This is a genomic window from uncultured Alcanivorax sp. (genome assembly GCF_947258575.1).
GTDB lineage: Bacteria > Pseudomonadota > Gammaproteobacteria > Pseudomonadales > Alcanivoracaceae > Alcanivorax.
Genome location: NZ_CAMYIV010000005.1, coordinates 24,596 through 48,545 on the forward strand (window position 1 = coordinate 24,596; position 23,950 = coordinate 48,545).

Annotated in this window: 22 protein-coding genes; 10 read left to right on the top strand and 12 right to left on the bottom strand. The window is 59.0% G+C overall.

From position 1 onward, the window contains the following. Positions 1–208: 208 nt before the first annotated feature. Complete coding sequence (locus Q0Y02_RS05130) at positions 209–1,279, bottom strand: fatty acid desaturase (RefSeq protein ID WP_297765310.1); 1,071 nt, start codon at positions 1,277–1,279, stop codon at positions 209–211. Positions 1,280–1,371: 92 nt separating this feature from the next. Between Q0Y02_RS05130 and Q0Y02_RS05135 the strand changes: the two genes are divergently transcribed. Then, positions 1,372–2,364 carry an AraC family transcriptional regulator gene (locus Q0Y02_RS05135; protein WP_297765313.1) on the top strand — a complete coding sequence of 331 codons (993 nt, stop codon included), beginning with the start codon at positions 1,372–1,374 and terminating at the stop codon, positions 2,362–2,364. An 86-nt stretch (positions 2,365–2,450) separates the two neighbouring features. Here Q0Y02_RS05135 and Q0Y02_RS05140 read toward each other — a convergent pair whose 3' ends face one another. From Q0Y02_RS05140 to Q0Y02_RS05155, 4 genes are all read right to left on the bottom strand, one after another. Next, a complete protein-coding gene (locus Q0Y02_RS05140; RefSeq protein WP_297765316.1) occupies positions 2,451–2,720 on the bottom strand; it encodes a YdeI/OmpD-associated family protein in 270 nt (89 codons plus the stop codon). A 66-nt stretch (positions 2,721–2,786) separates the two neighbouring features. Then, a complete protein-coding gene (locus Q0Y02_RS05145; protein ID WP_297765319.1) occupies positions 2,787–3,635 on the bottom strand; it encodes an SDR family oxidoreductase in 849 nt (282 codons plus the stop codon). Positions 3,636–3,750: 115 nt separating this feature from the next. Then, positions 3,751–5,166, bottom strand: coding sequence for an amidase (locus Q0Y02_RS05150; protein WP_297765323.1), 1,416 nt, complete (start codon positions 5,164–5,166; stop codon positions 3,751–3,753). 381 nt (positions 5,167–5,547) lie between these two features. After that, the gene (locus Q0Y02_RS05155) at positions 5,548–6,375 is read right to left on the bottom strand and encodes an HAD-IA family hydrolase (protein WP_297765326.1); all 828 of its coding nucleotides are present in this window, start codon (positions 6,373–6,375) and stop codon (positions 5,548–5,550) included. A 148-nt stretch (positions 6,376–6,523) separates the two neighbouring features. On the opposite strand from Q0Y02_RS05155, the gene glsA reads away from it, so the two are divergent. Then, entirely contained in the window at positions 6,524–7,558 is a 1,035-nt protein-coding gene (glsA, locus tag Q0Y02_RS05160) for a glutaminase A (RefSeq protein ID WP_297765328.1), read from the top strand. Positions 7,559–7,691: 133 nt separating this feature from the next. Here glsA and Q0Y02_RS05165 read toward each other — a convergent pair whose 3' ends face one another. Both Q0Y02_RS05165 and Q0Y02_RS05170 read right to left on the bottom strand, forming a co-directional pair. Further along, positions 7,692–8,165: a peroxiredoxin gene (locus Q0Y02_RS05165; RefSeq protein WP_297765330.1), complete on the bottom strand. Its 474-nt coding sequence runs from the start codon at positions 8,163–8,165 to the stop codon at positions 7,692–7,694. 125 nt (positions 8,166–8,290) lie between these two features. After that, positions 8,291–10,171, bottom strand: coding sequence for a hypothetical protein (locus tag Q0Y02_RS05170; RefSeq protein WP_297765333.1), 1,881 nt, complete (start codon positions 10,169–10,171; stop codon positions 8,291–8,293). A 218-nt stretch (positions 10,172–10,389) separates the two neighbouring features. On the opposite strand from Q0Y02_RS05170, the gene Q0Y02_RS05175 reads away from it, so the two are divergent. Further along, entirely contained in the window at positions 10,390–11,055 is a 666-nt protein-coding gene (locus Q0Y02_RS05175; protein ID WP_297765337.1) for an SDR family oxidoreductase, read from the top strand. A gap of 201 nt (positions 11,056–11,256) precedes the next feature. Here the strand turns inward: Q0Y02_RS05175 and tmpT are convergent, their stop codons facing one another. Further along, positions 11,257–11,904: a thiopurine S-methyltransferase gene (gene tmpT, locus Q0Y02_RS05180; protein WP_297765340.1), complete on the bottom strand. Its 648-nt coding sequence runs from the start codon at positions 11,902–11,904 to the stop codon at positions 11,257–11,259. Positions 11,905–12,004: 100 nt separating this feature from the next. On the opposite strand from tmpT, the gene Q0Y02_RS05185 reads away from it, so the two are divergent. Further along, on the top strand, positions 12,005–12,601 hold the full coding sequence (locus Q0Y02_RS05185) for a hypothetical protein (protein ID WP_297765343.1): 597 nt from the start codon (positions 12,005–12,007) through the stop codon (positions 12,599–12,601). A 213-nt stretch (positions 12,602–12,814) separates the two neighbouring features. Here Q0Y02_RS05185 and Q0Y02_RS05190 read toward each other — a convergent pair whose 3' ends face one another. Next, entirely contained in the window at positions 12,815–14,899 is a 2,085-nt protein-coding gene (locus Q0Y02_RS05190) for a VIT and VWA domain-containing protein (protein ID WP_297765345.1), read from the bottom strand. Positions 14,900–15,273: 374 nt separating this feature from the next. On the opposite strand from Q0Y02_RS05190, the gene Q0Y02_RS05195 reads away from it, so the two are divergent. Beyond that, a complete protein-coding gene (locus Q0Y02_RS05195) occupies positions 15,274–16,416 on the top strand; it encodes a choice-of-anchor P family protein (protein WP_297765347.1) in 1,143 nt (380 codons plus the stop codon). A 35-nt stretch (positions 16,417–16,451) separates the two neighbouring features. On the opposite strand, the gene Q0Y02_RS05200 is transcribed toward Q0Y02_RS05195, so the two are convergent. From Q0Y02_RS05200 to Q0Y02_RS05210, 3 genes are all read right to left on the bottom strand, one after another. Further along, positions 16,452–16,835 (bottom strand): hypothetical protein, encoded by a 384-nt coding sequence (locus Q0Y02_RS05200; protein ID WP_297765350.1) that lies wholly within the window; start codon positions 16,833–16,835, stop codon positions 16,452–16,454. A 742-nt stretch (positions 16,836–17,577) separates the two neighbouring features. After that, on the bottom strand, positions 17,578–18,066 hold the full coding sequence (locus Q0Y02_RS05205) for a hypothetical protein (protein WP_297765353.1): 489 nt from the start codon (positions 18,064–18,066) through the stop codon (positions 17,578–17,580). Between the two features lie 131 nt (positions 18,067–18,197). Beyond that, positions 18,198–18,683, bottom strand: coding sequence for a YajQ family cyclic di-GMP-binding protein (locus Q0Y02_RS05210; RefSeq protein WP_272961937.1), 486 nt, complete (start codon positions 18,681–18,683; stop codon positions 18,198–18,200). Positions 18,684–18,824: 141 nt separating this feature from the next. Between Q0Y02_RS05210 and Q0Y02_RS05215 the strand changes: the two genes are divergently transcribed. The 5 genes from Q0Y02_RS05215 to Q0Y02_RS05235 all read left to right on the top strand — a co-directional run bounded on the left by Q0Y02_RS05215 (position 18,825) and on the right by Q0Y02_RS05235 (position 23,946). Beyond that, positions 18,825–19,493, top strand: coding sequence for a hypothetical protein (locus tag Q0Y02_RS05215; protein WP_297765362.1), 669 nt, complete (start codon positions 18,825–18,827; stop codon positions 19,491–19,493). 117 nt (positions 19,494–19,610) lie between these two features. Further along, positions 19,611–20,570: a hypothetical protein gene (locus Q0Y02_RS05220; protein ID WP_297765365.1), complete on the top strand. Its 960-nt coding sequence runs from the start codon at positions 19,611–19,613 to the stop codon at positions 20,568–20,570. Between the two features lie 14 nt (positions 20,571–20,584). Beyond that, positions 20,585–20,851, top strand: coding sequence for a hypothetical protein (locus Q0Y02_RS05225; RefSeq protein WP_035245957.1), 267 nt, complete (start codon positions 20,585–20,587; stop codon positions 20,849–20,851). A 115-nt stretch (positions 20,852–20,966) separates the two neighbouring features. Beyond that, a complete protein-coding gene (locus Q0Y02_RS05230) occupies positions 20,967–22,250 on the top strand; it encodes an aminotransferase class I/II-fold pyridoxal phosphate-dependent enzyme (RefSeq protein ID WP_297765370.1) in 1,284 nt (427 codons plus the stop codon). Between the two features lie 286 nt (positions 22,251–22,536). After that, entirely contained in the window at positions 22,537–23,946 is a 1,410-nt protein-coding gene (locus Q0Y02_RS05235; RefSeq protein WP_297765373.1) for an aldehyde dehydrogenase, read from the top strand. The last annotated feature ends 4 nt before the right edge of the window (positions 23,947–23,950 follow it).

Here is a 23,950-nt window from a genome sequence, read left to right on the forward strand (position 1 = left end):
AGCAATCACGCATAGACTTGCCTCATCACATAACAGCGTATTAATTAGAATGCCCCTTTGAATCCCCGAACGGGTATTCCAGACACGATAGAAACAAAATGCTTGATAATCATGAGCTTGTAAAGCCAATCAGGTCCTTGCGCCAGCCTTTCCCCTGAAAACAAAAAAGCCCGCACGCGGCGGGCTTTGTGTTGGTGAGTCGTCATTATCAGGCAGCTTGCGGTTTCTCGTGCATCCGGTTGGCCCGACGGAACGTGCCCAGATCATTGAATCTCACCCCGTTCTCCTTCAACACCACATGGGCCCGCTTGGCGGTCATCTGCCGTACGTAGAAGGGGTCGCGGACCACGAAGTGGTGGATGGCGTGGGTGCTGCCGAAGTTGAAGCAGAAGGCCTGCAGGGGCCACAGCCACCAGACGTTGAGCACCTGGCATTGTTCGGTGATCTTGCCCGGTTCGTTGTCGCCGTAGTAATGCATGTTGGACGAGATGAAGTGCAGGCAGAAGGTGCGCAGCATATTGGGGGCGATCAGCACCACTACCAGCGGGGTGATCCAGCTGAACTGGGCGGTGACCACTTCCGGCCACGGGATGCTGCTGCCGGCCAGCCAGGCGGCGCCGTTGAGCAGGTGGTAGAGCACGAAGAAGTGCCAGACGGCATGGACGATAACGCCCAGCGGGTTGTAGCTGACCAGGCCGATGAGGCGGAAGTTCTTCAGGTCTTTGCGGTCGATCACGCCACGGCGGTACAGCCTTACCGGCTCGGTCAGGTATTTCACCGCACGCAGGTACACGGCCAGCATGTTGTCGCCCACCATGATCAGGCGCTTGAGGCCCCATTTTTCCCCATTGGTGATGCCGCGCTCTTCCAGGTCGGTTTCGCTGCCGGAGTGCTTGTGGTGATGGAAATGCAGGTGGCGGCGTACCCAGGGGTTGATGGTGGTGGGGCGCCACAGGTAGACGCCGAGCATCATCAAGTGATGCACGACCTTGTTCTTCTTGAAGTACATCCAGTGGATCAGGTCGTGCTCCAGTTCGTGGAGCAGGGAGGTCCAGAAGGCGGTGAGGACAATGACCAGCCAGGCCGGCATGATACCTTGCAGGTACAGCACCGCATTGAGGGTGCAGCCGGCAATGGCCACGGCGAAGATGGTGAAGCCGATGGCGTTCTGGTGCTTGAGCCAGCCGTGCCGTTGCCGTATATCATCACTGATCGCGATGATGGCCTGTTGCACTTTTTTGTCGGTGGAGGATTTTCCACGTGGGGGTGTTGTTGCCATGAGAGTGCTCCTTTTCTCGATGGGGACCACTCTAGGGGGCGCTGGCCAGTAAAACTCGCCCTTGCCCGCCAATCGTTTGACCGGGGACGCCAATGAAAGAAGAAAAACAGGCGGTGGCCTTGCTGATGTCGCCATTGCTGCACCTGCTCCACGAGCGGGGCCTGGACGGCGAGGCCATCCTGCGCCGCCACGGGCTGGACCCGCAGATGGTGCGGGATCCGGAGGCCCGGCTGGGGGCGGCGGTGTCCACGGCGCTGCTGGATGACTGCCTGGCCCAGCTGGGTGATCCGGCCATGGGCATCGAGATTGCCCGCCACGCCCAGTACAACACCTTCGGGGCCCTGGGGCTGGCAGTGGCAGCGGGGGGCGACCTGTACAGTGTGCTCAACCGCATTACCCGCTTTCATGGCCTGATCAGCGACCTGGTGCGCACCGAGCTGACCGTGGATGACGCCACTGTGGCCCTGCAGTTTTTCTCCAACACGGATCACCAGCCCCATCCCCAGGCCATCGTGTTTGTCATGGCCACTATCGTGCGCTTGCTACGTATCCGTATTCACCGGGACCACAACCCAGTGGCGGTGTCCGCCCCGGACTGGATAGAGCCGGGCCTGCGCCAGGCCATGGGGCGCTATTTCCGTTGCCCGGTGACGGAGTCGGACCACTATGCACTGGCATTCGACAAGGCCAACGCCCAACACATGCTGGCCGCCAGCGATACCCAGCTCGCCGCCATGCTCGATGCCACCCTGGCCCAGCGCCTGGCGGACTCGGAGCGGGCCTCGCTGGCCAGCAAGCTGACCCTGTGGATCGAGCAACGTTTGCCTGATGGCGAGCCGTCCCTGACGGAGGCGGCGGCGGAATGCTGCATGAGCTCACGCAGCCTGCAGCGGCGGCTGGCCGATGAGGGGTTGAGCTGGAAGCAACTGGTGGAAGACACCCGCAAGATGCTGGTGGAGCGCCACCTGCGCACCCCGGGGATGACGGTGACGCAGATGGCCTTTCTGCTGGGGTTTTCGGAAGTGAGCGCGTTTTCCCGGGCGTTCAAGAAATGGTTCGGGGTGTCGCCGAGTCAGTTTCGGTAGGGCGGATCGTTATCGCCGATTTGCAGGCGCTTGCCGGCAAGCGATAGGCGCCGGATTCGCCATGCAAGCATAGCTCCAACAGACAGTCAGGCCTTGCCGGTGCGTTCACGGTGCGGGCAGCCCGGCCAGCAACAGGGGCGGCGTTTGCCGGCGGTGAGATTTTCCTGGGCACGGGTAATGCGACCCCGTCGGGTGTCGGCTTTTTGGGCGTCTTCTATCCAGCAGATCCATTCGTTGCGCGCCAGTGGGGTGATGTCCTCCCACTGGGTGAGCATGGCTGGATCGGCTTGCAGGGTTTGCCGCAAGTCGTCGGGCAAGGCGTGGACGACGCCACCGCTGATGGTGCTGTTTTTCATGATGGCATCCTCCCTGTTGCCGCCACGGTTACCCGGTTTTCTGGTTTGTTCTACGTCTGCATGTTTTCAGACGTTGGCATAATTGTGTAGATGATGCTCTGAAAAATCCCACAGTTTTTTTGCGACGTCTTTATTGCCTGCTTCGGCCGAGCATCGTGCGGTGCGGCAATGGGAAAAATAGCCGCCAGCGATGTCCTCGGCATTGTCATGGGTGGCAAACAGGACGCTGGTGGCGGCGCCTTGATGCGGTGTTTTGGTAAGGGGGCTGGCCAGTGTGAAGAGCGCCTGGGTCAGCCAGGATTCCCGACCGAATCCGGTGGTGACCAGCGCGCCCGGGTGTACGGCGCAGGCGGTGAGGCCCTGGCTGCCATAGCGCTGCTGGAGTTCCAGTGCCATCAGGGCATTGCACAGCTTGGCCTGGCCATAGGCATTAAAGGCGGTTATGCGGTTTTGTTTTTTGGCCACAAGCAGGTTGTCGAAGTTCAGCCGCAACGGGTACCGGTGCGATTCGCTGGAGACCATGACGATACGCGGGGCTGGCGCTTTGAGGATGGTGTCGAGCAAGCCTTTGGTGAGTATGAAATGACCCAGGTGGCAGACGGCCACGGTTCGCTCTATTCCCTGATCGGTGAGCAGGTATTTGGTCGACATGGACCCGGCATTGCAGATGAGTATGTCCAGTTGGGGGATGTCGTTACGCGTTGACAGGCTTTCCACGCAGGCTGCAATGCTGGCTGGATCGGCAAGGTCCAGAGAGACCAGTTCAACCTGGGCGTTGGGGTGGGCAAGGCGAATCTTCGCCAAGGCCTCCTCGCCCAGTCTGGAATTGCGGCAGCCAAGAATGACATGGGCGCCAGCAGCGGCGAGCGATCTGGCGGTTTCATAGCCAATGCCGCCATTGGCGCCGGTCACCATGGCGATTTTCCCTGACAGGTTCTTTCCTTCCAGCACTTGGTCGGCAGTGCTGTTGCGATTGAATGTGGATGGCAGCGTCATGATGATCCTTTTGTGTATTGGGTTGGCTTGTGTATCAGCGTTGGTCGAGTCGGATGAAGGGCTGCGCGTCTTCCAGTTCGAAGGCCAGGGCCAGTAGTAGCGCCTCTTCGCCGTTAGCGGCGGAGAGTTGCACGCCGATGGGCAAGCCATCGTCTGTCTGGCCCAGGGGCAGGGAGATGCCGGGGCCGCCGGAGGCGTTGTTGGCCGGGGTGAAGGTGGTGTAGCGCAGTAGCCGTTCCAGTTGGGTGTCGAAGGGCAGGTCGGCGCCCAGGTAGCCGATTTGCGGGGTGGTGTGGGCCAGCACCGGGCTGAGGATGACATCGTATTGGTTGAAGGTGTCGGCGTAGCGCTGCCGGGCCAGGCGTAGCTGGCGGAGCATGCCCGGGGTTTTCAGGAAGCGTTGTTTGTAATAGTCAGCCAGGCCATGGGTGAGCGGGTCCAGTTGGTTGGCATCGAACCCTTGTGGAAACAGGGCCTTGCCGCCCTTGCGGACCAGAAAGCCGAGCATGGCCCAGTAGAGCAGAAAGTCTTCCACGAACCGGGCCGGCAGGTCGATGCGGGCCTCTTCCACGGTGTGGCCCAGGCTTTCCAACAGGCGGGCGGTGTCCTGCACGGCGCGGCGGGTCTGTGGGCAGGTGGCATCGCCGGTGACGGAGTCGATCATCATGCCCACGCGCAGCCGTTGCTTGACCGGGCCGGTGACCTGGCCGATGGGTTTGAGCTTGCGGTTGCGGTAGTAGCGTTCCGCTTCCATGAAAAAGTGGGCGGTGTCGCGGACGCTGCGGGTGAGCACGCCATCGTTGACGATATTCACCGGCAGTACCTTGGCGGCGTCCTGGTCGATCAGGCGGCCGCGGGTGCCTTTCAGGCCCACCAGGCCGCAGCAGGCGGCAGGAATACGGATGGAGCCACCGCCGTCGTTGCCATGGGCGATAGGGACGGCGCCGGCGGCCACCAGGGCGGCGCTGCCCCCGGAGGAGCCGCCGGCGGAGTGGTCGCTGTGCCAGGGGTTGCGAGTGGCGGGCACGCCGGCCTGTTCGGTACTGGCGGTGAAACCAAAGGCGGGCAGGGTGCTTTTGCCCAGCAGGTTGAAGCCCTGGGCCAGGTACTGTTTGGCGATGCCGCTGGTTTTCTTTAGCGGCGCCTGACCCAGGGCGCGGCTGCCGTGGCCGGTGGGCAGGCCGCGCAGGTCCAGGTTGTCCTTTATCAGGCTGGGGACGCCGGCGAAAAAGCCGGTGAAGCGTTTGCTTTCGGCGCGCTGGCGGGCGGCGTCGAAGGTGTCCAGAGTGAGGCCCTGGAGGGTGGGCTCCACCCGCTGCAGTCGGGCAATGGCCGCTTCGGTGACTTCCCGGGTGCTGACCTGGCCCTGGCGCAGCCGCTCGGCCAATGCGGTGGCATCGTCGTGGCTGAGGGCATCATCGCAGTAGGCGTGGAGGTGTTTGCTGGCCATGGGGATCTCCCGGTTAAAAGATGCACGATCGTACCAGTTTGATTGGGTGCGAGTGGGCCAATTGTTGTTTTACGGCGTTTAGCAGAGCCCGTGTTGTACCACGGCAGGCAGGGCAGGCGGAATGGTTCGTGTCGGCGCCTTGCGACCAAGCTTCCAACGGGAACGGGGTTTTTCCCGGTGAGCGGTTTGTCTGTATCTGCCGGGGTGTGGAATCGTGCCGCCAGCGACGTTATTCGCTGCGCTCACCCCTTCGGGGCCGCCCTGCGGGCGTTGCTTCGCTTCGCTGCGCTCCTACGGGAGGGGAGTGTCGCGGGTTAAGATTCTGGTTTTATCCTCAGTGGACTCTTTGCCCTCTGTGGTAAAGCCGCTTTTGAATCCAGGTTAGCGGGCGCGTTCGACGCGCTTGTGCTGGGCCAGCAGGTGGCGGGCCAGGCTGGTGAGTTCGGCGATGCTGCCGACCACCGCATCCGGGCGGTGGGGGTGCTTGACGGTGTTGGGGAAGATCTTGTCGAGCCAGGCCTGATTCCAGCCCGCGCCGTTGTAGAAGATGGAGGTGATGCCCGCTTCCTTGGCGGCGATCACGTCGGTGGTGCTGTCGCCCACGTACCAGCAACTTTCCGATGGCGGGATACCCAGATTTTCCATGGCGAGCAGCAGCATTTCCGGTGACGGTTTTCGTTTGCTCACGTCGCTGCCGCACACCACCACGTCAAACAGATCTTCCCAGCCGGTGCCGTCCACCAGTGCAAGTTCGTGTTCGAGAAAGTCCCGTTTGCGGTTTGAGATCAGACCGACCTTTACGCCAATGGCACGGATGCGTTCCAGTTGTTCGCGGATGTCGTCTTCCAGCGGGAACACTTCGTCCACGTATTTTTTATAGGCCTCATCAAAGGCCTGGTGAGCGCGGCCCTTGGCGTCCTGGTCGCTGCCGAACAGCACTTCGAAGATATCGGTGCGGGAAATCTTGCGTTGCGCAACGATCTTGGGGTGCAAGCGCTTGTTGTCTTTTACATAGATGAGCAGCTTGGCATCTTCGATGGTCTTGGAGTCATCCGGGTCCAGCAGGCGGTCCCACAGGTCGAGCTCTTGCAGGTGGGGCAATACATCATCCACGGCGTGGTACATGGCATCGTGGGTGTCCACCAGGGTGGCGTGCCAATCGATGAGGATGGCCTCGGGTTTCGCATGGGGCAGTTGCAGGATGCTCATGGTGCTCTGTCCTTGCCGTCGACAATTTTATTGTTAGCACAAAACCTGTGGCGCCGTTGTGAATCCACCGGCAATGGGTGCTGGTCAGATTGCTGTCCGCCCGTATAGCATCTCTATTCAGGGTGCCATTATGCAAGGGAGTAAGAGCATGGGATGTGTGGCAGGGAAGAGAGCGCTGAGCTGGATGGTGTTGGTCGGCGGCCTGTTGTTGTCGGGGCTGTCGCTGGCCAGTGAGTTGCCGTCGGCGGAGGCGATTCGCGCGGCACTGAAGCAGGCCCATGAGCGTTATCAAGGCCTGGATGAAGGGGCCAACGCGGATTACATCCCGGCCCTGGCGGAAGTGGACTCGAACATTTTCGGCATTGTGCTGGTGACGGTGGATGGCCGGGTGTTCAGTGTCGGCGATGTGAAGTCCGAGGTGTCGATCCAGTCCATCTCCAAAGTCTTCACCATGGCGCTGGTGATGGAAGAGAAGGGCGTGGCAGCGTTTCCAGAATCCATGGGGGTGGATGCCACCGGGCAACCGTTCAATTCCATCAACGCCATTGAGCAGTACCGGGGGGCGGAAATGAATCCGCTGGTCAACGCCGGGGCGATTACTGCCACCAGCATGGTGCAGGGGCGCAATGCCGATGCGGTATGGAAAAAAATCCTGGGGTTTTATAACGATTTTGCCGGTCGGGAACTCACCGTGCAGGACGACATCTATGCCTCGGAGGCGGCCACCAATCAGCGTAACCAGGCCATCGCCCATCTGATGTATGCCTACGGCCATCTGCAGGGCGATCCGGTGCAAGCCACGGATATTTATACCCGGCAATGTTCGGTGGGGGTCAATGCCCGGGACCTGGCGGTGATGGCGGCGGGCCTGGCTAACGGCGGGGTGAATCCGGTGACCGGCAAGGCAGTGATGACGGCGGCGAATGTGCCCGAGGTGCTGGCGGTCATGGCCACCGCCGGCTTGTATGACGATGCGGGAAAGTGGCTGTATGCCACCGGCTTGCCCGCCAAGAGTGGGGTGGGCGGCGGCATTATTGCGGTGTCGCCGGGCAAGTTCGGTATCGCGGCCATTTCGCCGCCGCTGGATGCGGCGGGCAACAGTGTGCGCGGGCAGAAAGCCATTGCCGATATTTCCGCGGCGCTGGGTGGTAATCCGTATGAGGTGGTGCCGTATCAGCGGTAGCCGGGTGATGTCGGGAAAGACCGGGCCTGAACGTAGGGTGCACTGAGCCTAAGCGAACTGCACCAGCCCAACGTTTGATGGTGCAGTTCGCTTAGGCTCAGTGCACCCTACGCATTGTCTTGCGTTGTTCGACTCAGAGTTGGCCGAGTACGGTGTCAGCGCTGCTCTTGTCCACGCCTTTTTCATCCACGCCGATGTATTCCACCACGCCATCGTTAGCGATCAGGGCGAAGCGTTTGCTGCGCATACCCATGCCGCCGCCGGTGGCATCCAGCTCCAGGCCCAGGGCTTTGGCGAATTCCGCGTTGCCGTCGGCCAGCATGGTGATGTGCTCGGCGTTCTGGTCTTTCTGCCAGGCATCCATGACGAAGGCGTCGTTGACGGCCATGCAGGCGATAGCGTCAGCCTTTTCCAGAATGGCATCGGCGTTGATCACGAAGCCGGGCATGTGAGTGTTGGAACAACCTGGGGTAAAGGCGCCGGGTACCGCGAACAGGACCACTTTGCGGCCCTTGAAAAAGTCACCGGTGTTCAGGTCTTCGGGGCCTTTGGCGCCGTTGGTCTTGATCGTCAGTGCGGGAAGGGTGTCGCCGACTGCAATGGTCATGATTCGCATCCTTTCTAAAGTGGATGTCCACTGTAACAAAGACGCGGTGACAGGAAAGGGGAAGGCGGGGCAGAAACAAAAAACGCCCCATTAAAGGGGCGTTTTTTGTGGTGCTTGATAACGTATTAGCCGAGCAGACCCAGCAGGCCGCCCAGTACCGGACCGAGTACCGGGATGGTGGTCAGGGCATCGTTGAGCGGAGCCAGCAGGTTGCCAGCTTCGCCTTCACCCAGCAGGGACACCAGCAGGTTGCCGACCAGGTCGCCGACCAGCGGCAGTTCTTCCACCAGCGCGGATACGGTATCCAGCAGGTTGCCGTCCTGATCCATGATGCCGTCGAGCAGACCGGAAGGATCACCGCTCAGCAGGCCGCCCAGCAGGCTGCTCAGCAGGTCGCCAAGAACCGGGATCTGTTCCAGCATGGCCAGGTCCGGGGTGAGGATGTCGCCACCGGCGCCGCCCTGCAGGGTGGTGAGGATCTGGTTGAGCAGATCACCCAGTACCGGGATCTCGTTGAGCATCTCGGTGCCTGGCAGCAGCTCGCCGCCGGTGCCAGCGCCGGTCAGGGCGGCCAGCAGGCCGTTCAGAACGTCACCCAGCACCGGGATCTGTTCCAGCAGGCCGGTGAACTGTTCCAGCTGACCGGCGGAGTCGGTCAGGCAGTCCAGCGGGTTGGCGGCGTCGCAAGACACAGCGCCCAGCAGCTGATTGACCACGTCACCCAGTACCGGCACGTTGGCCAGCAGGTCGGTGACCATTGCCAGTTGCTCGCCTTCCAGGGCACCCATCAGGGTTTCCAGGCTCAGGGCATCGGTGGGCAGGCCACCGCTGTCGCCACCGGCAGCACCGTTGAGGATGTCGCCCAGCACCGGAATTTGTGTCAGCAGGTCAGGGAGGGATTGCAGGTCGCCGAGGGTGCCGAACAGGTCGCCACCGTTACCCAGCAGACCGGCCAGCTGTTCGCCCAGTACCGGAATCTGTTCCAGCATGGCTGGCAGCTCGCTCAGCAGTTCCATGTTGCCGGGCTCGGCAAGACCGGCCAGCAGGTCTTCCAGAATGCTCGGATCCAGCGGGCTTTCACCCAGCAGTTCGCCGATGGGGCCCAGGTTTTCGCCAGCTGCGAGCAGGCAGGTGAACGGGTCAGCGCCTTCCGGGCACAGCTCGCCCAGGCCGCCGGTCAGGTTGAGGATGGAACCCACGCCGCCCAGTACTTCGGTGAAACACTGATCCGGGGCAAATTCATCCGCCTTGGTGGCAATAGGGCACAGAGCCAGAGACAGGCTGTTCACGGTGCCGATCAGGGGCTCGCCCATGGCCAGGTTGTCAGCGACTTGAGTCAGGCACACTTGCGGGTTGAGGGCATCGTCGCAACCCAGGTAACCCAGTACGCCGGCCAGGGTGCTGTCCGGTACGGTGTTGAGGGTTTCCAGCAGGCACTGCACCGGGTTTTCAGAGCTGGGGCACAGCTGCTGGCCGATGGCGCCGCTGTTATCCAGGATGCCGCCCAGCGTGTCCACCAGGTAGGGGACGCTTTCTTCCAGGCAGGTCGGCAGGAAGGTGGGCTCGGTGACGCTGCCAAGCAGGTCGGTATCGGTGGCGGCAACGGTATCGGCGCAGAGCAGGCCGAGGACGTTGTCGTTACCCAGGGAGATGTTGGTCAGCGCTTCGTTCTCGCAGGCCAGTACATCGATCACGCCGCCCAGCTGGGTGCCCAGCAGTGCCTGCGGGCAGACGGAGGCGGTGAAGTGGTTGTTGGTGTCGATCAGAGTCAGAAGCTGTTGCTTCTCTTCATCGGTGAGCGGCGGAGTCTCATCGTCGCCGCCGCCGTCTTCGCCGCCGGTGTCTCCACCGTCAGTATCGCCACCGTCTTCATCACCGGTGTTGCCGGTTTCTTCATTGGTGTTGCCGTTATCGTTGGTCGGGTTACTGCCACTGCCGCCGCCACCGCAGGCGGCCAGGGTGACGAGCAGAGAGCTCATCAGCAGGATTCTCAAAAGATGCAACATGGGTACTTCCCCCTTTCTTCCATGAACACAAAAGTGTGTATGACAGGCGTATCAGCGCGATCCACCCATGCGCGCAACTATATAAAATTCATTGCGCTACCAATGTTGGCTAAAAATATCGTTTTGTATCTGATATTGCAGTGTTTTGTAATGCACAGCATAAGTGCTTGAATGGGAGCGCAGCTAAGTCACTGGGATACCAATAGAAAGGAGGCAAAATGGCGCAGACGATTGTAATTACAGGTGCAAACCGGGGCATCGGCCTTGCACTGGCACAGCACTGGAAAGCCCGGGGTGACCGGGTGCTGGCGGTGTGCCGGCAGGCATCCACCGCACTGGTAGACAGTGGCGTGGAGGTTATTGATGGCGTGGACGTAAGCACCGCTGACGGGGTCAGCAACCTGACCAGCGCGCTGGGTGATACGCCCGTGGATATTCTCTACAACAATGCCGGGATCATGCTCAGCGAGACCGTGGGCGACATGGATTTCGAGCAGATTCTGCACCAGTTCAAGGTCAATACCCTGGGCCCGCTGCGTGTCACCATGGCGCTGCTGAACAATCTGCACCCAGGCAGCAAGGTGGGCCTGATGACGTCGCGGATGGGGTCTATTGCCGATAACACCTCAGGGAAGAAGTACGGTTATCGCATCAGCAAGGCCGGCTTGAACGCAGCGGGTAAATCCCTGGCGCTGGACCTGCATGATCGCGGCATTGCCGTGGCCATCTTGCACCCGGGTTGGGTACAGACTGAGATGACCGGTAACAGCGGCAATCTGACAGTGGACGAAGCGGCGTCAAATCTGATTGCGCGGATGGATGCACTCAGTCTGGAAAACAGCGGCACCTTCTGGCATTCCGATGGCAGTGAGCTGCCCTGGTAAATCGCGAATAGGTTGTTAGTGGCCCGATCAGGAAAAGCGTTTCACCACAGAGGGCGCCGAGATTTTGGTTTTCGTTGGAGCTACGCTTGCATGGCGAAGGGTTGCGGATGGTTCGCCATGCGAGCATAGCTCCTACAAGGCGAATTGGTTTGATGGTCTCGGAAATGAATTTTTCTGTGGCCTTTTTCTCTACGGGAAAAATCAGCCCAGAAGAAAAGCATTTTCATAAAGCGCCGTCAGTCCCCGCTGCCGAAAGACCGGCTCGTGGTGGAGAATCATTTTTCTGGAAAGCGACGCTATGGCGTAGTCGGCGCCATACAGGGTTTTTACCTGCGGTTCAGCAACAGAAAATGGCGGGCCATCCATTTCCTGTTGATCATATTCCAATGTGATAAGTAACTGCGGTGCCTTGTTGGTTAGCGTCAGCAGGTGGCGAGCATAACGTGCACGCATGGCCTCGGGCAGGGCGATCAGGGCGGCACGATCGTAGATGGCATCCGGTGCCTCAATATCGATGGCTTGCAGCAGGAAGATGTCACCCTGAAAGACGGTGAGGTCGCCATGCTGGTAACGCTTGCCGCCTTGCCAGTCGGTGATGATCGGCTGGCGATGCAATGAGGCGAACAGGTCGCTGACGGCTTTATCCGACAGCTCGGCACCGATCACCCGATAGCCTTGTTCCAAAAGATAGCCGATATCCAGGGTCTTTCCGCACAGGGGAAGAAAGACGATCTGGCCGGCTTTCAAGGACAGCTCGCCCAGGTAACGTTGCAGCAGAGGATGGACCTGGGGGAGATGAAAGCCCAGTTCCGAGTTGTGCCATTTCTGATGCCAGAATTCCGGGTTCATGGGGCCGCCTGTTGATGAACTTGCGCCTTCCATGATGGGAAGGCTTGTGATCGTTTCCTGCGCTGGTAGGGTAGCGTCTTTTGCTCAGGGAAGGCAGACCATGACTCACGCAACGCGTTTTCAACACCCTCGTTATACCATTCGCCGAAAATTCTTCCGGCTTTTCGGTGATGCCTTTCATCTTTATACGGACACCGGGGAGCTGGCGCTATATTCCAACATGAAGCGCTTCCGCCTCCACGAGGATATCCGCCTGTACGCGGATGATAGCCAGGAGCAGGAATTGCTGCGTATCTCCACCCGCAGCATTTTCGATTTTGCCGGTGCCTATGACGTGCATGATTCACAGAATAATGAGCATGTGGGCACCTTGCGCAGAGCGGGTTTCAAGTCGTCTTTCCTGCGCGACCACTGGACCTTCCTCAATAACGAAGGACAGGAAATCGGCACCCTGGAGGAAGACTCCATGCTCAAGGCGCTGGTGCGTCGTTATGTGGAATTCCTGGCGTTTTTCTTCCCGCAGCACTACCACGCCACTGTGGGCGACAAGCCCGTGGCGGATTATCGCCAGCGATTCAATCCCTTTATTCTGAAACTGGATGTGGATTTCAGTGCCGACGGTGACGGCCGTTTGGACAAGCGCCTGGGGATTGCTGCCGGGGTTCTGTTATCTGCCATCGAAGGGCGCCAGGAGTAAAAAGGTTCATCGCGGCTTAGAGGGAACGGAAGCGCTCAACAACCGCGTAGGGTGCACTGAGCCTAAGGCGAACTGCACCATCTAACGACGAATCGGTGCAGTTCGCCTTAGGCTCAGTGCACCCTACGTTTTAAAAGCCGTGGGGATTTTCGGCCATAAAAAAATCCCGGACAGAGGAGGCTTGCCCGGGATGATTTGTTGTCATCGGTTGAGTCAGTGGCGGCGTCGCAGCCCGCCGCCGACCAGCAGGATCAGGAAGGGCAGCAGTGCGCCGATACCAAAGGCGCCGCCACTACCGCTGCCGCCGCTATAAGACGGCCGGTTGCTGGTGTACATGGGCTGGGCAGTGTCCACGCGGTTGCTGGTGGGCGCGTTGGCTTGGCGTTGTTCCTTGGACAGTTTTTCGATTTCCCGGCGTTTGGCATTGCGACGTTCGATACCGTATTCCTCGAACACTTCATCGCGCAGTACCACCATGGAGGTGTAGTTGGTGACCAGGCCGTATTCCAGGCCCAGGTCGATAATGCCCTGCTGCAGGTCCTTCTCTTCGCCGAAATAATTTATCTCCCGCTGCATGTCCTGAATGGTGGCGTAGGCCCACAGTCGTTGCAGCTCCGGGTTGTCACCGCCGCTGGCGGGGAAGTCGAAACGGGTCTTGTATTGCTTGTCCTGGCCGGCCACATTGGCGCGCAGGGTGACGTTCGCCGGGCCGTCGCCCCAGTAGTGGCCGAGCAGTACGATCTGGCGACCGTGGTAGATGCTGCCGATGCGCTGCGGTTGCAGGTCGGCGGTGCGTACCCCGTCGATATCGATCTCCACGTCATTCATGGCCTGGTGGGTGAGCTTGGCGGTGGCGTTGAGAATCTGCCCGGCGATGTCATCACTGTTGGACACGCTGATGGCAAAGCCGTTGCTGGCATCGGTCATGGCGGTAAGCATGGGTCGGTTGCTGCTGTTGCCCATGACAAAGGTGAATAAACGAATGTCGTGGCTTTCCAGCAAGTCGATGAAATCTTTCTGCTGGGTCTTGCCCACGTTGGCGACGCCATCGGTGACCAGCACGATGCCGGTGGGACGGTCTGCGTCCAGCGGTTTCAAGGCCAGGCTCAGGCCGCCGAACAAGTTGGTGCCACCGCGGGATTGCAGCTGCATGACTTTCTGCGTGTAGCGGCGAATGCTGTCCGGGGTGGCATCCACAAAGCCATTGGTAAGTTCTTCGGCGCGATCATCAAACAGCACAATACGAAAACGGTCGCCGCCGCGCAGTTTGCCCAGGGCCTGGCTGACGCCGTCGGCCAGCGTGGCCAGCTTGGCATTCATGGAACCGGAAATATCCAGCACGAACACCCAGTCACTGCCGGTGTTGATGGTTGGCAAGTCGTCACCGGGGGTGATGCTAAGCATAAAGGTGCCGCGGTCTTTCCCCGGCGCCTTGTAGGCCACCAGGTCCACGCTGCCGGGCAGGTCCTGCTGGTGGCGCCAGTAGACGACGATGTCCTGATCCAGGGTGAACGCATTGGCCGGATGGCCATTGGCGGCCGGGGGGGCGAAGCTTTCGCTTTCGCTATTTGCTGCTTTTTTGCTGCTGGCGGTTGCCGTGCGGTTATCCAGTGTTACCTGCCATTGCTGCGGGCCCAGTTGCTGGATCTGTGCCTGGGGATGCTTGGGCACACGCAGGGCATCCACCGGGTAGCCGCTGCGCAGGTTCAGGGTAAAACTGAAGTGGTCTTCCACGCTGTCGTTGGCGGTCCAGAACGCCAGCTTCTTCTCGTCCACGCCGCCTTCTTCCAGCGGGTACACATAACGGCCAATGCCGGTGTCGACAGAGGCGGGCTGCATATAGACCAGCCGTACCCGGGTGTCCTGGCCGGCGCGCACCGGGTGCACCAGTACATCAAAGGCCTTGTAGCTGTCCTTCTCGGTGAGCCCGGCCTCGCGGCCGGCGGCTTTTTCCTGTTCGTAGACCTGGCGGGCATGCTGTTTTTCCAGCACTTCGCCAATAACCGGCTTGCCGTCGATCCACACGGTAAATTCGGCCACGGTGCCGCGCTCGGGGACCGGGAAGCGGTAGTAGGCTTCCAGGTCCTGATCATTGGGATTGTGGAAGACCTGCTCCACCTCAGTGATGGCGTAGCCGTCTTCCACATCCACGGTGACATGCTGTTCGCGGATCTGTAGCGGTGGCAGGCTGCTGTTGGCCGGGGTCATCAACCCGGCGGCCAGGGCCGGGGTGATCATGCTGCCCAGCAGCAGGACCAGGCCGGCAAATAAACGGGTGAATCCGTTCCTGAAACCCATGATGGTTCTCCTTGTTATCGATCTCGGGAACACTTGTAGAGCATGGGACATGAATTGTTAAACGCTGTTCATTAACAATTCATGTCCCGGGGTGTTCAATAGGAAATACTGGCCTGTGCCCCGGTATGCCCAGCAACAAGGTGCGGGTTCACAGGCCTGTTTTTCATAGGGTTTTATCGCTTTAAGGGTGTGATTTGCTGCATCGGGTACGAATTTGTTGTGGTTGTGAAAAACCGGGATGCAGGTGGCAGATTTTGCGCGCCTAATAGAGATCTTCAGGACCGCTGGTGCCCTTATCCCTGTGCTCACTCTGGTCCGCTTTGTTCGCGCGTTGCGATCGTCTTGGGAAACTGTCCTGTCCCTGGAGGTGCAACATGCGACGCTTACTATTGCTCTATTACTCCCGACTGTTTCTTCCTGTTATCACGGCCTGCCTGCTATTGGCTCCGCTAGCTGAAGCCAAGGGGCCGCCACCGGGCAAAGGTGGTGGTGGCGATGCGGTCACTACCACCTACAGCGGTGAAGCCACGGCCGTGGATATCACCCTGCAAACGTTTCTGCTCGGGGAGACCCGGGTTGTTCTCAACAATACTGGCATGCTGGATGCCAGTGGCGGTATGCGTGAGAAAGGTATCAGTGCGGTGGCGGAGACTGGCCTGGTCAATGTGGGGGCCGACATCCTTTCCGCGTCAGTGGTCGGTAGTGGTGACATGACACACGCACAATCCACCGTAGTGGGGCTGGATGTGTCAGTGCTTGGGTTGTTGACGGTATCGGCAGCGGTGCTGGAAGCTCAGGCGCAAACGCATTGTACCGATGAGGGCGTGGCGACGTCCGGGTCGTCGCGGCTGGTGGGGTTACGCATCAATGGCTACGACATTCAGGTGTCCGGGCACCCCAATCAGACCGTCGATATTCCCGGGCTGGCCAGGGTGGTGATTAATGAACAGATCATTGATCAGAACACCGTTGTGACCAATGCCCTGCATGTCTCCTTGCTGGATAACCATCTGCTTTACGGTGCCATCAGTGCGGATGTGGTGATCAGCCACGCCCGCGCCGGTATTACTTGCGGCGATACCTTTGTCTGCCCGGTGAAGGATTTTGTCACCGGTGGTGGTCAGCTGGATGTGGCCGGCGGCAGATTGTCGTTCGGTATGGTGGGTGGTTTGAAAGCCAACGGCCTGAGCGGTCATTTCAATGATGTGGACCATCGCAGCGGCGGCCCGCATATTCGTGCTCACGAGTTGAGTGATTATGTGCTGGTGGATGCCCTTACCCGGCGTCTGGATTATGTGTGCGATGGCACGGGTAACAGCCTGTGCCGGGTGACCGTTACCGACGCGGGTGAGCCGGGCAGAGCGGATCACTTTGCCATCATGTCCGGCGGTTATGCGGAGTCGGGGTTGCTGTCACGGGGCAATCTGCAACTGCACAAGCCGGGTCAGTGCACGGCCCAGGATGATGGCGGTGGCAAGGGCGGCGGAAAGGGTGGAGGTAAAGGCAAGAAGAAATGACGGCTGGCACGGTTCCGGCAATCGCCGCAACCGTGCTATTCCGCAATGATCATCAAGGTCACTTCGTCGGCTTTCTGAAGAGCCTGCTTGCCATTGTGTAGCAACAGGGAAGCAGATTCACCGTGACAATCCGGCGTGGCATTGGCGGGGATAAAATCAGCCTGTGCCTGGCTGAGCTGACCATCGCCATCGCGGACTTGCAACGAATAATCCATGCTGCGCGGCCCCCGCAGGCAAAGCTGATCTGCCCGGTATTGTCGTGATTCCGTGGCCTGCATCTGTGACAGGCCCTCTACCTTGAACGACGGCGGAATAATCAGCGTGATTCTGGCCCTGGCCGAGTCACTGACCGAGGCTGCCTGGCTGCTACTCCAGACCACCATCATGGCAGCGATCCATGCTGCCTTTGCCTTAAACATGATTCCTCCCGGAAGGAACTGCGTCACACCTTCCTGTCTATATGGTGGCGCTTTTTTAGCCGCCCGAGCCAGTGAAAAATGGTTTGGCGGCTTCGGAAGAACTTTTATAGAACGGCGTTCAGTCTGTTTTTATAGTGATTTTCAACAATGAAAACAGGCATCTGCGATATCGGTATGAAAGAGCGGCACCGCTTATCGTCCGATTAGTGGTTATAAAAACAGCTCTTCACTAAGGCAGCGATTGTGATTTTGATGGCAATTGCAGTGTTGTCTGTAACTTGCGGGAAGCACTGTGATGCTTGTGTAAAGTCTATGGTGTAATCCATGTCTTACTTTTTCTGGTGTGATTGTCTTACTCGGCTTTGCCGGTATCCTTACGGCATGTTTTTACCAACCTGTTAGATTCCACTTCGCTGATAAATGGACTGACAGGGGAATCAAGGATGGATTGCAGCAGCACGGCAGGGAAGTTTCCATGCGGAAACGAATCAGGGCTTGTACGTACAGCGGGTTGTGGAAGGCGAAGGGTTACTGGGTAGGGAAGACGAGGGTACCGGCGGGCCGTTAATAATGACGGACGATGCGGGCAACCGTCAGTGATGACGCCGGAGCGCAAACGCTGACGATGACACTGAATGACAATGCCCCGAAAGCGTTTACCTACCAGAAAATTGAAAGCCTTATGACACAGCGTTGTGGCGGTTTTTGAAAGCGACGGAACCCGCGCGTTTCCCTGGTCAGCTTAGCGCTGCAATTGCTTTCGGGTTTGCTCAATCAGTGCGGAAAAATTCGGCTTGGCGATGATCGCCAGTATCAAGCTGAAGATGCCGTTCAAAATGGCAAGGTGCGCATCCGCTTGCATCAGGCAGAAGGCAATCACGATCATGGCAACCGCATCGAGAAGCCCCAGCAGTATGAACATGCTGGTCTGAACCTTGATGACGGCCTCCTCATCAGCGTTGGCCGGTGTGGTGCCTTGCAAGGGGCGCTGCACGATGGCTGTCGGTGCCATCAGCAGATTGCGCAGCGGTCTTGCCACCACCAGCATCAGTGCCATGGCACCAAGCGCGCCCATGCGCAGGGTGTCCTCGGGTAGCAAATCCATGGGTGCCTGATATTGGCCGAACCAGATCATCAGAGCGATGGCGATACCGATCATCATGGGAGCGGCGAGCACGGTGAACCAGAGCAGGTTGAGGCGTGGCACCGCCTGATGCGAAGTAGCGGACATGATGTCTCCTTATTGTTGTTATTAATCCTTGGGCTTCCGAGCCTTTTTCCGGCCCTGTAGGAGCTATGCTCGCATGGCGAATTCGGCCCTGGGGATGTTCGCCATGCGAGCATAGCTCCTACAATTGGGTCTCAATCCCGGAAGTTATTGAACTGCAGCGGTGTTTCAATGCTTGATTCGCGCAGCAGTGCCATCACGGCTTGCAGGTCATCACGCTTCTTGCCGTTCACGCGTACCTGGTCGCCTTGAATGGAAGCCTGCACCTTGAGTTTGCTGTCCTTGATCATCTTGACGATCTGCTTGCCGAGGGGCTGCTCAATGCCCTGACGGAAGGTCAGCGTCAGCGAGAAGGTTTTTCCACTGTGTTCAGGCTTTTCCGGGCGGTCGGCGCCGGCGACGCTGATGCCCTGTTTCACTGCCGCCTTGGCAAACAACTCTTCCAGTTGCTGTACCTGAAAGTCCGACTGGGTCTTCAAGGTCACATCCAGACCATTCTGCTCAATGCTGGCCTCGACGCCGCGAAAGTCAAAACGGTTGGCGAGTTCGCGGTTGGCGTTATCCACCGCGTGGCGCAGGGCCACTTCATCAATTTCAGAGACGATATCGAAAGAGGGCATGGTAAGTCCGCAAGCATATTCCGTTGTAAGAAGGTTGCGATTATAGTCTTTTTGGTCTGTGGGTGCCCGTCAGGGTATCGACGGGCTTCATCGTTCAGGAAGAACGGCAAAAAAACACCATAAAGATCGCGAGGGAACGCAATGAGTCAAGCCAATGCAATCGTCGTACTGTGCCCGAAACGCCCGGATTTGGCCGGCCAGCCTTTGCTGGGGCATGTGGGGTGGGGGTTTGAGCTGCCGGATGGGCAGTGGATGGTGGGAGCCGTTGAAGGTGACGGCTGGGCCAACGGCAATGGAATGAACGGCTTCTGGTCACGCAAGGTGCCAGGAGAAAAGCAGGCCACCCAGGTGTTTGCCAATATGGTGCATTACGGGGCTGAGTATAATTATTTCAAATATCTGACCATGACCAGTCAGGTATGGCCCGATCCTGATGCAGCATTGCGTGTCATGGCCTGGGTCAGCGCCCAGCCGTACCAGTTGTTCGGTCGCAACTGCATGAATTCCACCTACGATATTCTGCGTGCCTTCTCCCGTGGTGGGCATTTCAACGGCAAGATCCTGCCCAGCCCCGATTTCAACTGGATTCCCAATGGCTGGTTCAATGCCATTCAGGTGCCGCAGAGTGATTATCACCATCTCCCGCCCGCTTCGCAGCCGGTACAGGCGTTTGCGGCAGCCGAGGCCGATCTGCAGGAAGCGGCGCAATGCCCCGACTGGCGCAAGCCGGAGTCAGAGGACTATTTGCCGCTAGGAGAGGCGCCAGAGGAGCCCGTACCGGCGGTAGAGGTAGTTCCGCCGACGGATTAATCGGGAGTGAGGCGTCCGGCAAATTGGTACGCTTGCTTTATATGCAATAAATGCCTCACTGGTTAGAGTGTGAGCGCACACCGGAGTGTGCGAACTCAACCCTGCCAGGAGGCAAACATGTCACTAAAGGAACGGTTGTCTGCGGACAACCTGCTGGATTCTCTCCCGGTTTCCCGGGATCTTCTCACTCGCCTGGGCGTGCTCGGCGCCCAGGTTTCCCGCAAAATCGCCATCGATCAGGTCAGCGTGCAAGACGGCACGCTCAACAATCTGCGCGTGGAAAAGGTCACCCTGGGCAGTGCCAGCATCGGCAATCTGCACGTGGAAAATACCCAGGCTTCCGTGGATAGCGCCAAAGCGGTGCTCAATCAGGTGCGTACCATCGTCGAGCTGGGCTTTCGGCTGAACTGGAAAATTGACCTGGGCTGGCTCGGCAGCTGGGATGGCAGCGAGGATATGGGCAGCCTGGATATCCCGGTGGATCTGGGCACCATCACGGTGCCGGATCTGGGCAATATCGACCTGCAGATTCCGGCCATTGATATTCCCGGCCTGGTGGCGCAGATGAAGCCCATCGATCAGCTCAACCTGGGAAACCTGGATCTGTCCGGCATTCGCCTGGATAAGCTGGGCCTGCCCAGCGCCGGCTTGTCCGTGTCCGGTATGGGCATCGGTGAGCTGTCGCTCAGTTCCCTGTCGGTGCCGGGTGCCAACGGCGAAGCCCTGCGTGTGAATCGGGCGGCGCCTACCGAACAGCTGGTCCTGCCCGGTGCCAGCCTGGAAAACATCAGCATCCCGTCTGTGACGATGCCGGCGGCTACCAGCCAGGCGTTCAATGTGGACGCCACTGCTTCGGATAAATCCCTGGGCGTGGATCTGGGCATCCTCAAGGTGAGCATTGCGGTCACCCCCACGGTACACCTGAACGTGGGCAGCATGACGCTCAGTGATGCCAAGCTCGGTGCCACCTTGGGCAAGGTGTCGCTCAACGATATCAGCCTGCCGGTGGCCCTGGAAGGCATCAGCGGCGGCGAACTGGGGCTGAATAGCATCAGCGTCAATAAACTCACATTCTGAACAGGGAGGTTGTCATGACATTGAGCCACAAGGAATTCGAGAAACGTTGGGAACAGGCCCACCGCAAACAGCACATCACCCAGAAGAAGTCGTCCATTGCGCCGCTGGTGCATCTGTCGGTACTGACGATACTGGATAACTACATGCACCAGCTGCACAAGGCGGTGGATGGCCATGCGCTCAGCAAGGAAGAGTGCGACGCGGTCTGTGAAAAAATCGCCGAGCTGAAACCGCTGGCGAAAAAGGCGGATGCCAAGGCGGCGAAATACCTGAAGGTCTGACCCGCGGTTTATTTGTTACCGTTGTTCCTGCCGTCACCGGGCCTGCGTACTTTGCAGCCCGGTGACAACCCGGTAGGGTCGAAAGAACGCTGTCTTGTTCAGGGGGATTTCGATCATGCCGTTCCAGCCCGATGTACACCTCAACCTGAATGTCCGAGGCATGGGGGTGTCTGCCACCCTGGCCATCAACGAGCGCAGCAATGCCCTGCGTCAGCAGGGGCGGCAGGTCTACAAGCTGGGGCTGGGTCAGTCACCGTTTCCAGTGCCGCCCTCGGTGGTGGAGGCGTTGCGTGAGTTTGCCGGCGAGAAGGATTATCTGCCGGTCAAAGGATTGCCGGCACTACAGGACGCCATTGCCAGCCATCTGGATCGCGAGCACGATGTAGCCTTCCGGGGCGAAGACATCATGATCGGGCCGGGCTCCAAGGAGCTCATGTTCATCCTGCAGCTGGTCTACTACGGCGACCTGGTGATTCCCACACCGAGCTGGGTGTCCTATGCACCCCAGGCCAGCATCATTGGTCGTCGAGTGCACTGGCTGCCCACCCATCGACACAATAACTGGAAGCTCAGTGCCAAGAGCCTGGATGCCCTGTGTCAGCGTGATCCGGGTCGGCCCCGGCTGGTGATCCTCAACTACCCAGCCAATCCCCATGGTTATACCTTTACCGACGACGAGTTGCGTGACATCGCCGAGGTGGCGCGCTACCACCGGTTGATTCTGCTCAGTGACGAAATCTATGGCCGCACCCGCTACGACGGGCAACACCGCTCCATTGCCCGCTATTATCCGGAAGGCACTATCATTAGCGATGGCCTGAGCAAGTGGTGTGGTGCTGGCGGTTGGCGGTTGGGTGCCTTTGCCTTTCCACCCAATCTCTCCTGGCTGCGCGATGCCATGGCCACCGTGGCCAGTGAAACTTATACCTCGGTGGCGGCGCCGATTCAGCATGCGGCAGTGCGAGCCTTTCAGGGTGGCGCGGACATTGACGACTATCTGTTTCAGTCCCGGCGTATTCTCAAAGGGCTGGCACGTTATCAGGTGGAGGCCTATCAGCAGGCCGGGCTGGATCTTGCCATGCCAGATGGTGCTTTTTACCTGTTTCCGGATTTCAGTCCCCTGGCAGAACGATTGCACCAGCGGGAGATTCATGACAGCACGGCCCTGTGTGAAACCCTGCTGGAAGATACCGGCGTTGCTACCCTGCCCGGGGAGGCCTTCGGGCGCCCGGCCGGGGAGCTGACCTTGCGTCAGGCGTTTGTGGATTTTGAAGGCCAGGCGGCGTTGGCGGGGGCGGCAACGGTGCCGGCGGAGCAATCACTCGGTGATGAGTTCCTGCGGCAGTATTGCGGCAACTGCACCACCGCCATGGACCGCATCGTGGACTGGCTGGCATAGCGTTTTTTCTTTCCGTTGGAGCTATGCTTGCATGGCGAACTCGTTTGCGCTGATCGCCTTCGGCGGTTCGCCATGCATGCATGGCTCCTACAAAAACCATCCGGTATATACGGCAGCGGGACATGTATGTCGCGTTTTTTTAAGTGACAGAAAAAATAGCGGTTTTCGCCACTTTCTGATTGTTTTGGTCAGGCTGATTGCCTGCTTTGTGTAGAGCCTTGGCGCTCCCCATGGAACACTCGTTTTCCCAACCCTTGCGGTTAAGCGAATAACGAGGAGGCGAGTCATGGGTGCGGTATTGGATAGTGAAAACCTGAAGCAGTCACAAAGCTGGGCCGGAGAGGCGGTGGAGCTGCAGCGGCGGTTTTTCGAAACCGGCGCCACCCGCAGCTATGACTTCCGGCTACGGCAGCTCACGAAACTGAAAGACGCCATCGTCCAGTATCAGGAAGAGATTCAGGATGCGCTCAAGGCAGATATTGGCCGCCCGCCATTCGAGGCCTATATCGAGATCAGCACGGCCATCGAGGATCTCAAGCACACCCTGAAACATCTAAAAAGCTGGATGAAGCCGAAAAAAGTCGGTACCTCAATGTGGGCCCAGCCCGGCCGTAGTCGCATCGAGTCCACACCGCAGGGTGTGACCTTTTTGCTCGGCCCGTACAACTATCCTTTCCTGCTGCTGGTTCAGCCTTTGATCGGTTCCATCGCCGCCGGTAACACGGCCATTCTCAAGCCGTCTTCACTGAACCCCACCGTGGCGAATGTGATCGAGAAAATGATGAAGGAATGTTTCAGCGATGAATACGTGGCGGTATTCAAGGGCAGCACGGAAGTGACCAATGCGCTGCTTGAAGAACGCTTCGATCATATCTTCTTTACCGGCAGCCCCCGTGTCGGTCGTATCGTGATGGCGGCCGCTGCGAAACATCTTACCAAGGTGACCCTGGAACTGGGCGGCAAGAGCCCCACCATCGTACACAGGGACGCCAACCTGAAAGTGGCGGCCCGGCGGATTCTGTCCGGCAAGATGCTCAACGTGGGGCAGACCTGTATCGCACCGGATCACGTTCATGTGCATGCAGATATCAGCGATGCTTTTGCAAAGGAAATGGTGGAGACACTGCGCGAGTTTTACGGTGATGAGCCGAGCCAGAACCCGGATCTGGGGCGCATGATCAACGATCGGCATTTCGAACGGGTGGCGGCACTGATCGACAAGACCAAGGTGCTGGTGGGTGGCCAGACCGATGCGGGCCAGCGTTACATCGCGCCGACCCTTCTGAAAAATATCTCCATGGATGATGCGATCATGCAGGAGGAGATCTTCGGCCCGGTGTTACCCATGCTGACCTACTCTACCCTGGAAGAGCTGATCGTCAACCTGAAGAAACTGCCAGAACATCCCCTGGCGTTGTATTTGTTTACCGCCAGCGATCAGGTGGAGCGCCAGGTGCTCGATAACACCCAGTTCGGTGGCGGCTGTATCAACAACACGGTCATGCATGTGGCCAACCCCAACCTCCCTTTCGGCGGCGTGGGTGAAAGCGGCATGGGGGCCTATCACGGCAAGAATTCGTTCGATGCCTTCTCCCACAAGCGCAGCATCCTCAAGGCCACCACCTTGTTCGATATCAAGTTCCGCTACGCCCCTTACAAGGACAAGGTGAACATGCTCAAGAAGATGATCAAGTAACGGC

What these genes read in the sequence shown, in the direction of transcription:
- Q0Y02_RS05130 (WP_297765310.1), bottom strand. Translation starts at nt 1,279, where the DNA reads ATGGCAACAACACCCCCACGTGGAAAATCCTCCACCGACAAAAAAGTG.
- Q0Y02_RS05135 (WP_297765313.1), top strand. Translation starts at nt 1,372, where the DNA reads ATGAAAGAAGAAAAACAGGCGGTGGCCTTGCTGATGTCGCCATTGCTG.
- Q0Y02_RS05140 (WP_297765316.1), bottom strand. Translation starts at nt 2,720, where the DNA reads ATGAAAAACAGCACCATCAGCGGTGGCGTCGTCCACGCCTTGCCCGAC.
- Q0Y02_RS05145 (WP_297765319.1), bottom strand. Translation starts at nt 3,635, where the DNA reads ATGGTGACCGGCGCCAATGGCGGCATTGGCTATGAAACCGCCAGATCG.
- Q0Y02_RS05150 (WP_297765323.1), bottom strand. Translation starts at nt 5,166, where the DNA reads ATGGCCAGCAAACACCTCCACGCCTACTGCGATGATGCCCTCAGCCAC.
- Q0Y02_RS05155 (WP_297765326.1), bottom strand. Translation starts at nt 6,375, where the DNA reads ATGAGCATCCTGCAACTGCCCCATGCGAAACCCGAGGCCATCCTCATC.
- glsA (WP_297765328.1), top strand. Translation starts at nt 6,524, where the DNA reads ATGGGATGTGTGGCAGGGAAGAGAGCGCTGAGCTGGATGGTGTTGGTC.
- Q0Y02_RS05165 (WP_297765330.1), bottom strand. Translation starts at nt 8,165, where the DNA reads ATGACCATTGCAGTCGGCGACACCCTTCCCGCACTGACGATCAAGACC.
- Q0Y02_RS05170 (WP_297765333.1), bottom strand. Translation starts at nt 10,171, where the DNA reads ATGTTGCATCTTTTGAGAATCCTGCTGATGAGCTCTCTGCTCGTCACC.
- Q0Y02_RS05175 (WP_297765337.1), top strand. Translation starts at nt 10,390, where the DNA reads ATGGCGCAGACGATTGTAATTACAGGTGCAAACCGGGGCATCGGCCTT.
- tmpT (WP_297765340.1), bottom strand. Translation starts at nt 11,904, where the DNA reads ATGAACCCGGAATTCTGGCATCAGAAATGGCACAACTCGGAACTGGGC.
- Q0Y02_RS05185 (WP_297765343.1), top strand. Translation starts at nt 12,005, where the DNA reads ATGACTCACGCAACGCGTTTTCAACACCCTCGTTATACCATTCGCCGA.
- Q0Y02_RS05190 (WP_297765345.1), bottom strand. Translation starts at nt 14,899, where the DNA reads ATGGGTTTCAGGAACGGATTCACCCGTTTATTTGCCGGCCTGGTCCTG.
- Q0Y02_RS05195 (WP_297765347.1), top strand. Translation starts at nt 15,274, where the DNA reads ATGCGACGCTTACTATTGCTCTATTACTCCCGACTGTTTCTTCCTGTT.
- Q0Y02_RS05200 (WP_297765350.1), bottom strand. Translation starts at nt 16,835, where the DNA reads ATGTTTAAGGCAAAGGCAGCATGGATCGCTGCCATGATGGTGGTCTGG.
- Q0Y02_RS05205 (WP_297765353.1), bottom strand. Translation starts at nt 18,066, where the DNA reads ATGTCCGCTACTTCGCATCAGGCGGTGCCACGCCTCAACCTGCTCTGG.
- Q0Y02_RS05210 (WP_272961937.1), bottom strand. Translation starts at nt 18,683, where the DNA reads ATGCCCTCTTTCGATATCGTCTCTGAAATTGATGAAGTGGCCCTGCGC.
- Q0Y02_RS05215 (WP_297765362.1), top strand. Translation starts at nt 18,825, where the DNA reads ATGAGTCAAGCCAATGCAATCGTCGTACTGTGCCCGAAACGCCCGGAT.
- Q0Y02_RS05220 (WP_297765365.1), top strand. Translation starts at nt 19,611, where the DNA reads ATGTCACTAAAGGAACGGTTGTCTGCGGACAACCTGCTGGATTCTCTC.
- Q0Y02_RS05225 (WP_035245957.1), top strand. Translation starts at nt 20,585, where the DNA reads ATGACATTGAGCCACAAGGAATTCGAGAAACGTTGGGAACAGGCCCAC.
- Q0Y02_RS05230 (WP_297765370.1), top strand. Translation starts at nt 20,967, where the DNA reads ATGCCGTTCCAGCCCGATGTACACCTCAACCTGAATGTCCGAGGCATG.
- Q0Y02_RS05235 (WP_297765373.1), top strand. Translation starts at nt 22,537, where the DNA reads ATGGGTGCGGTATTGGATAGTGAAAACCTGAAGCAGTCACAAAGCTGG.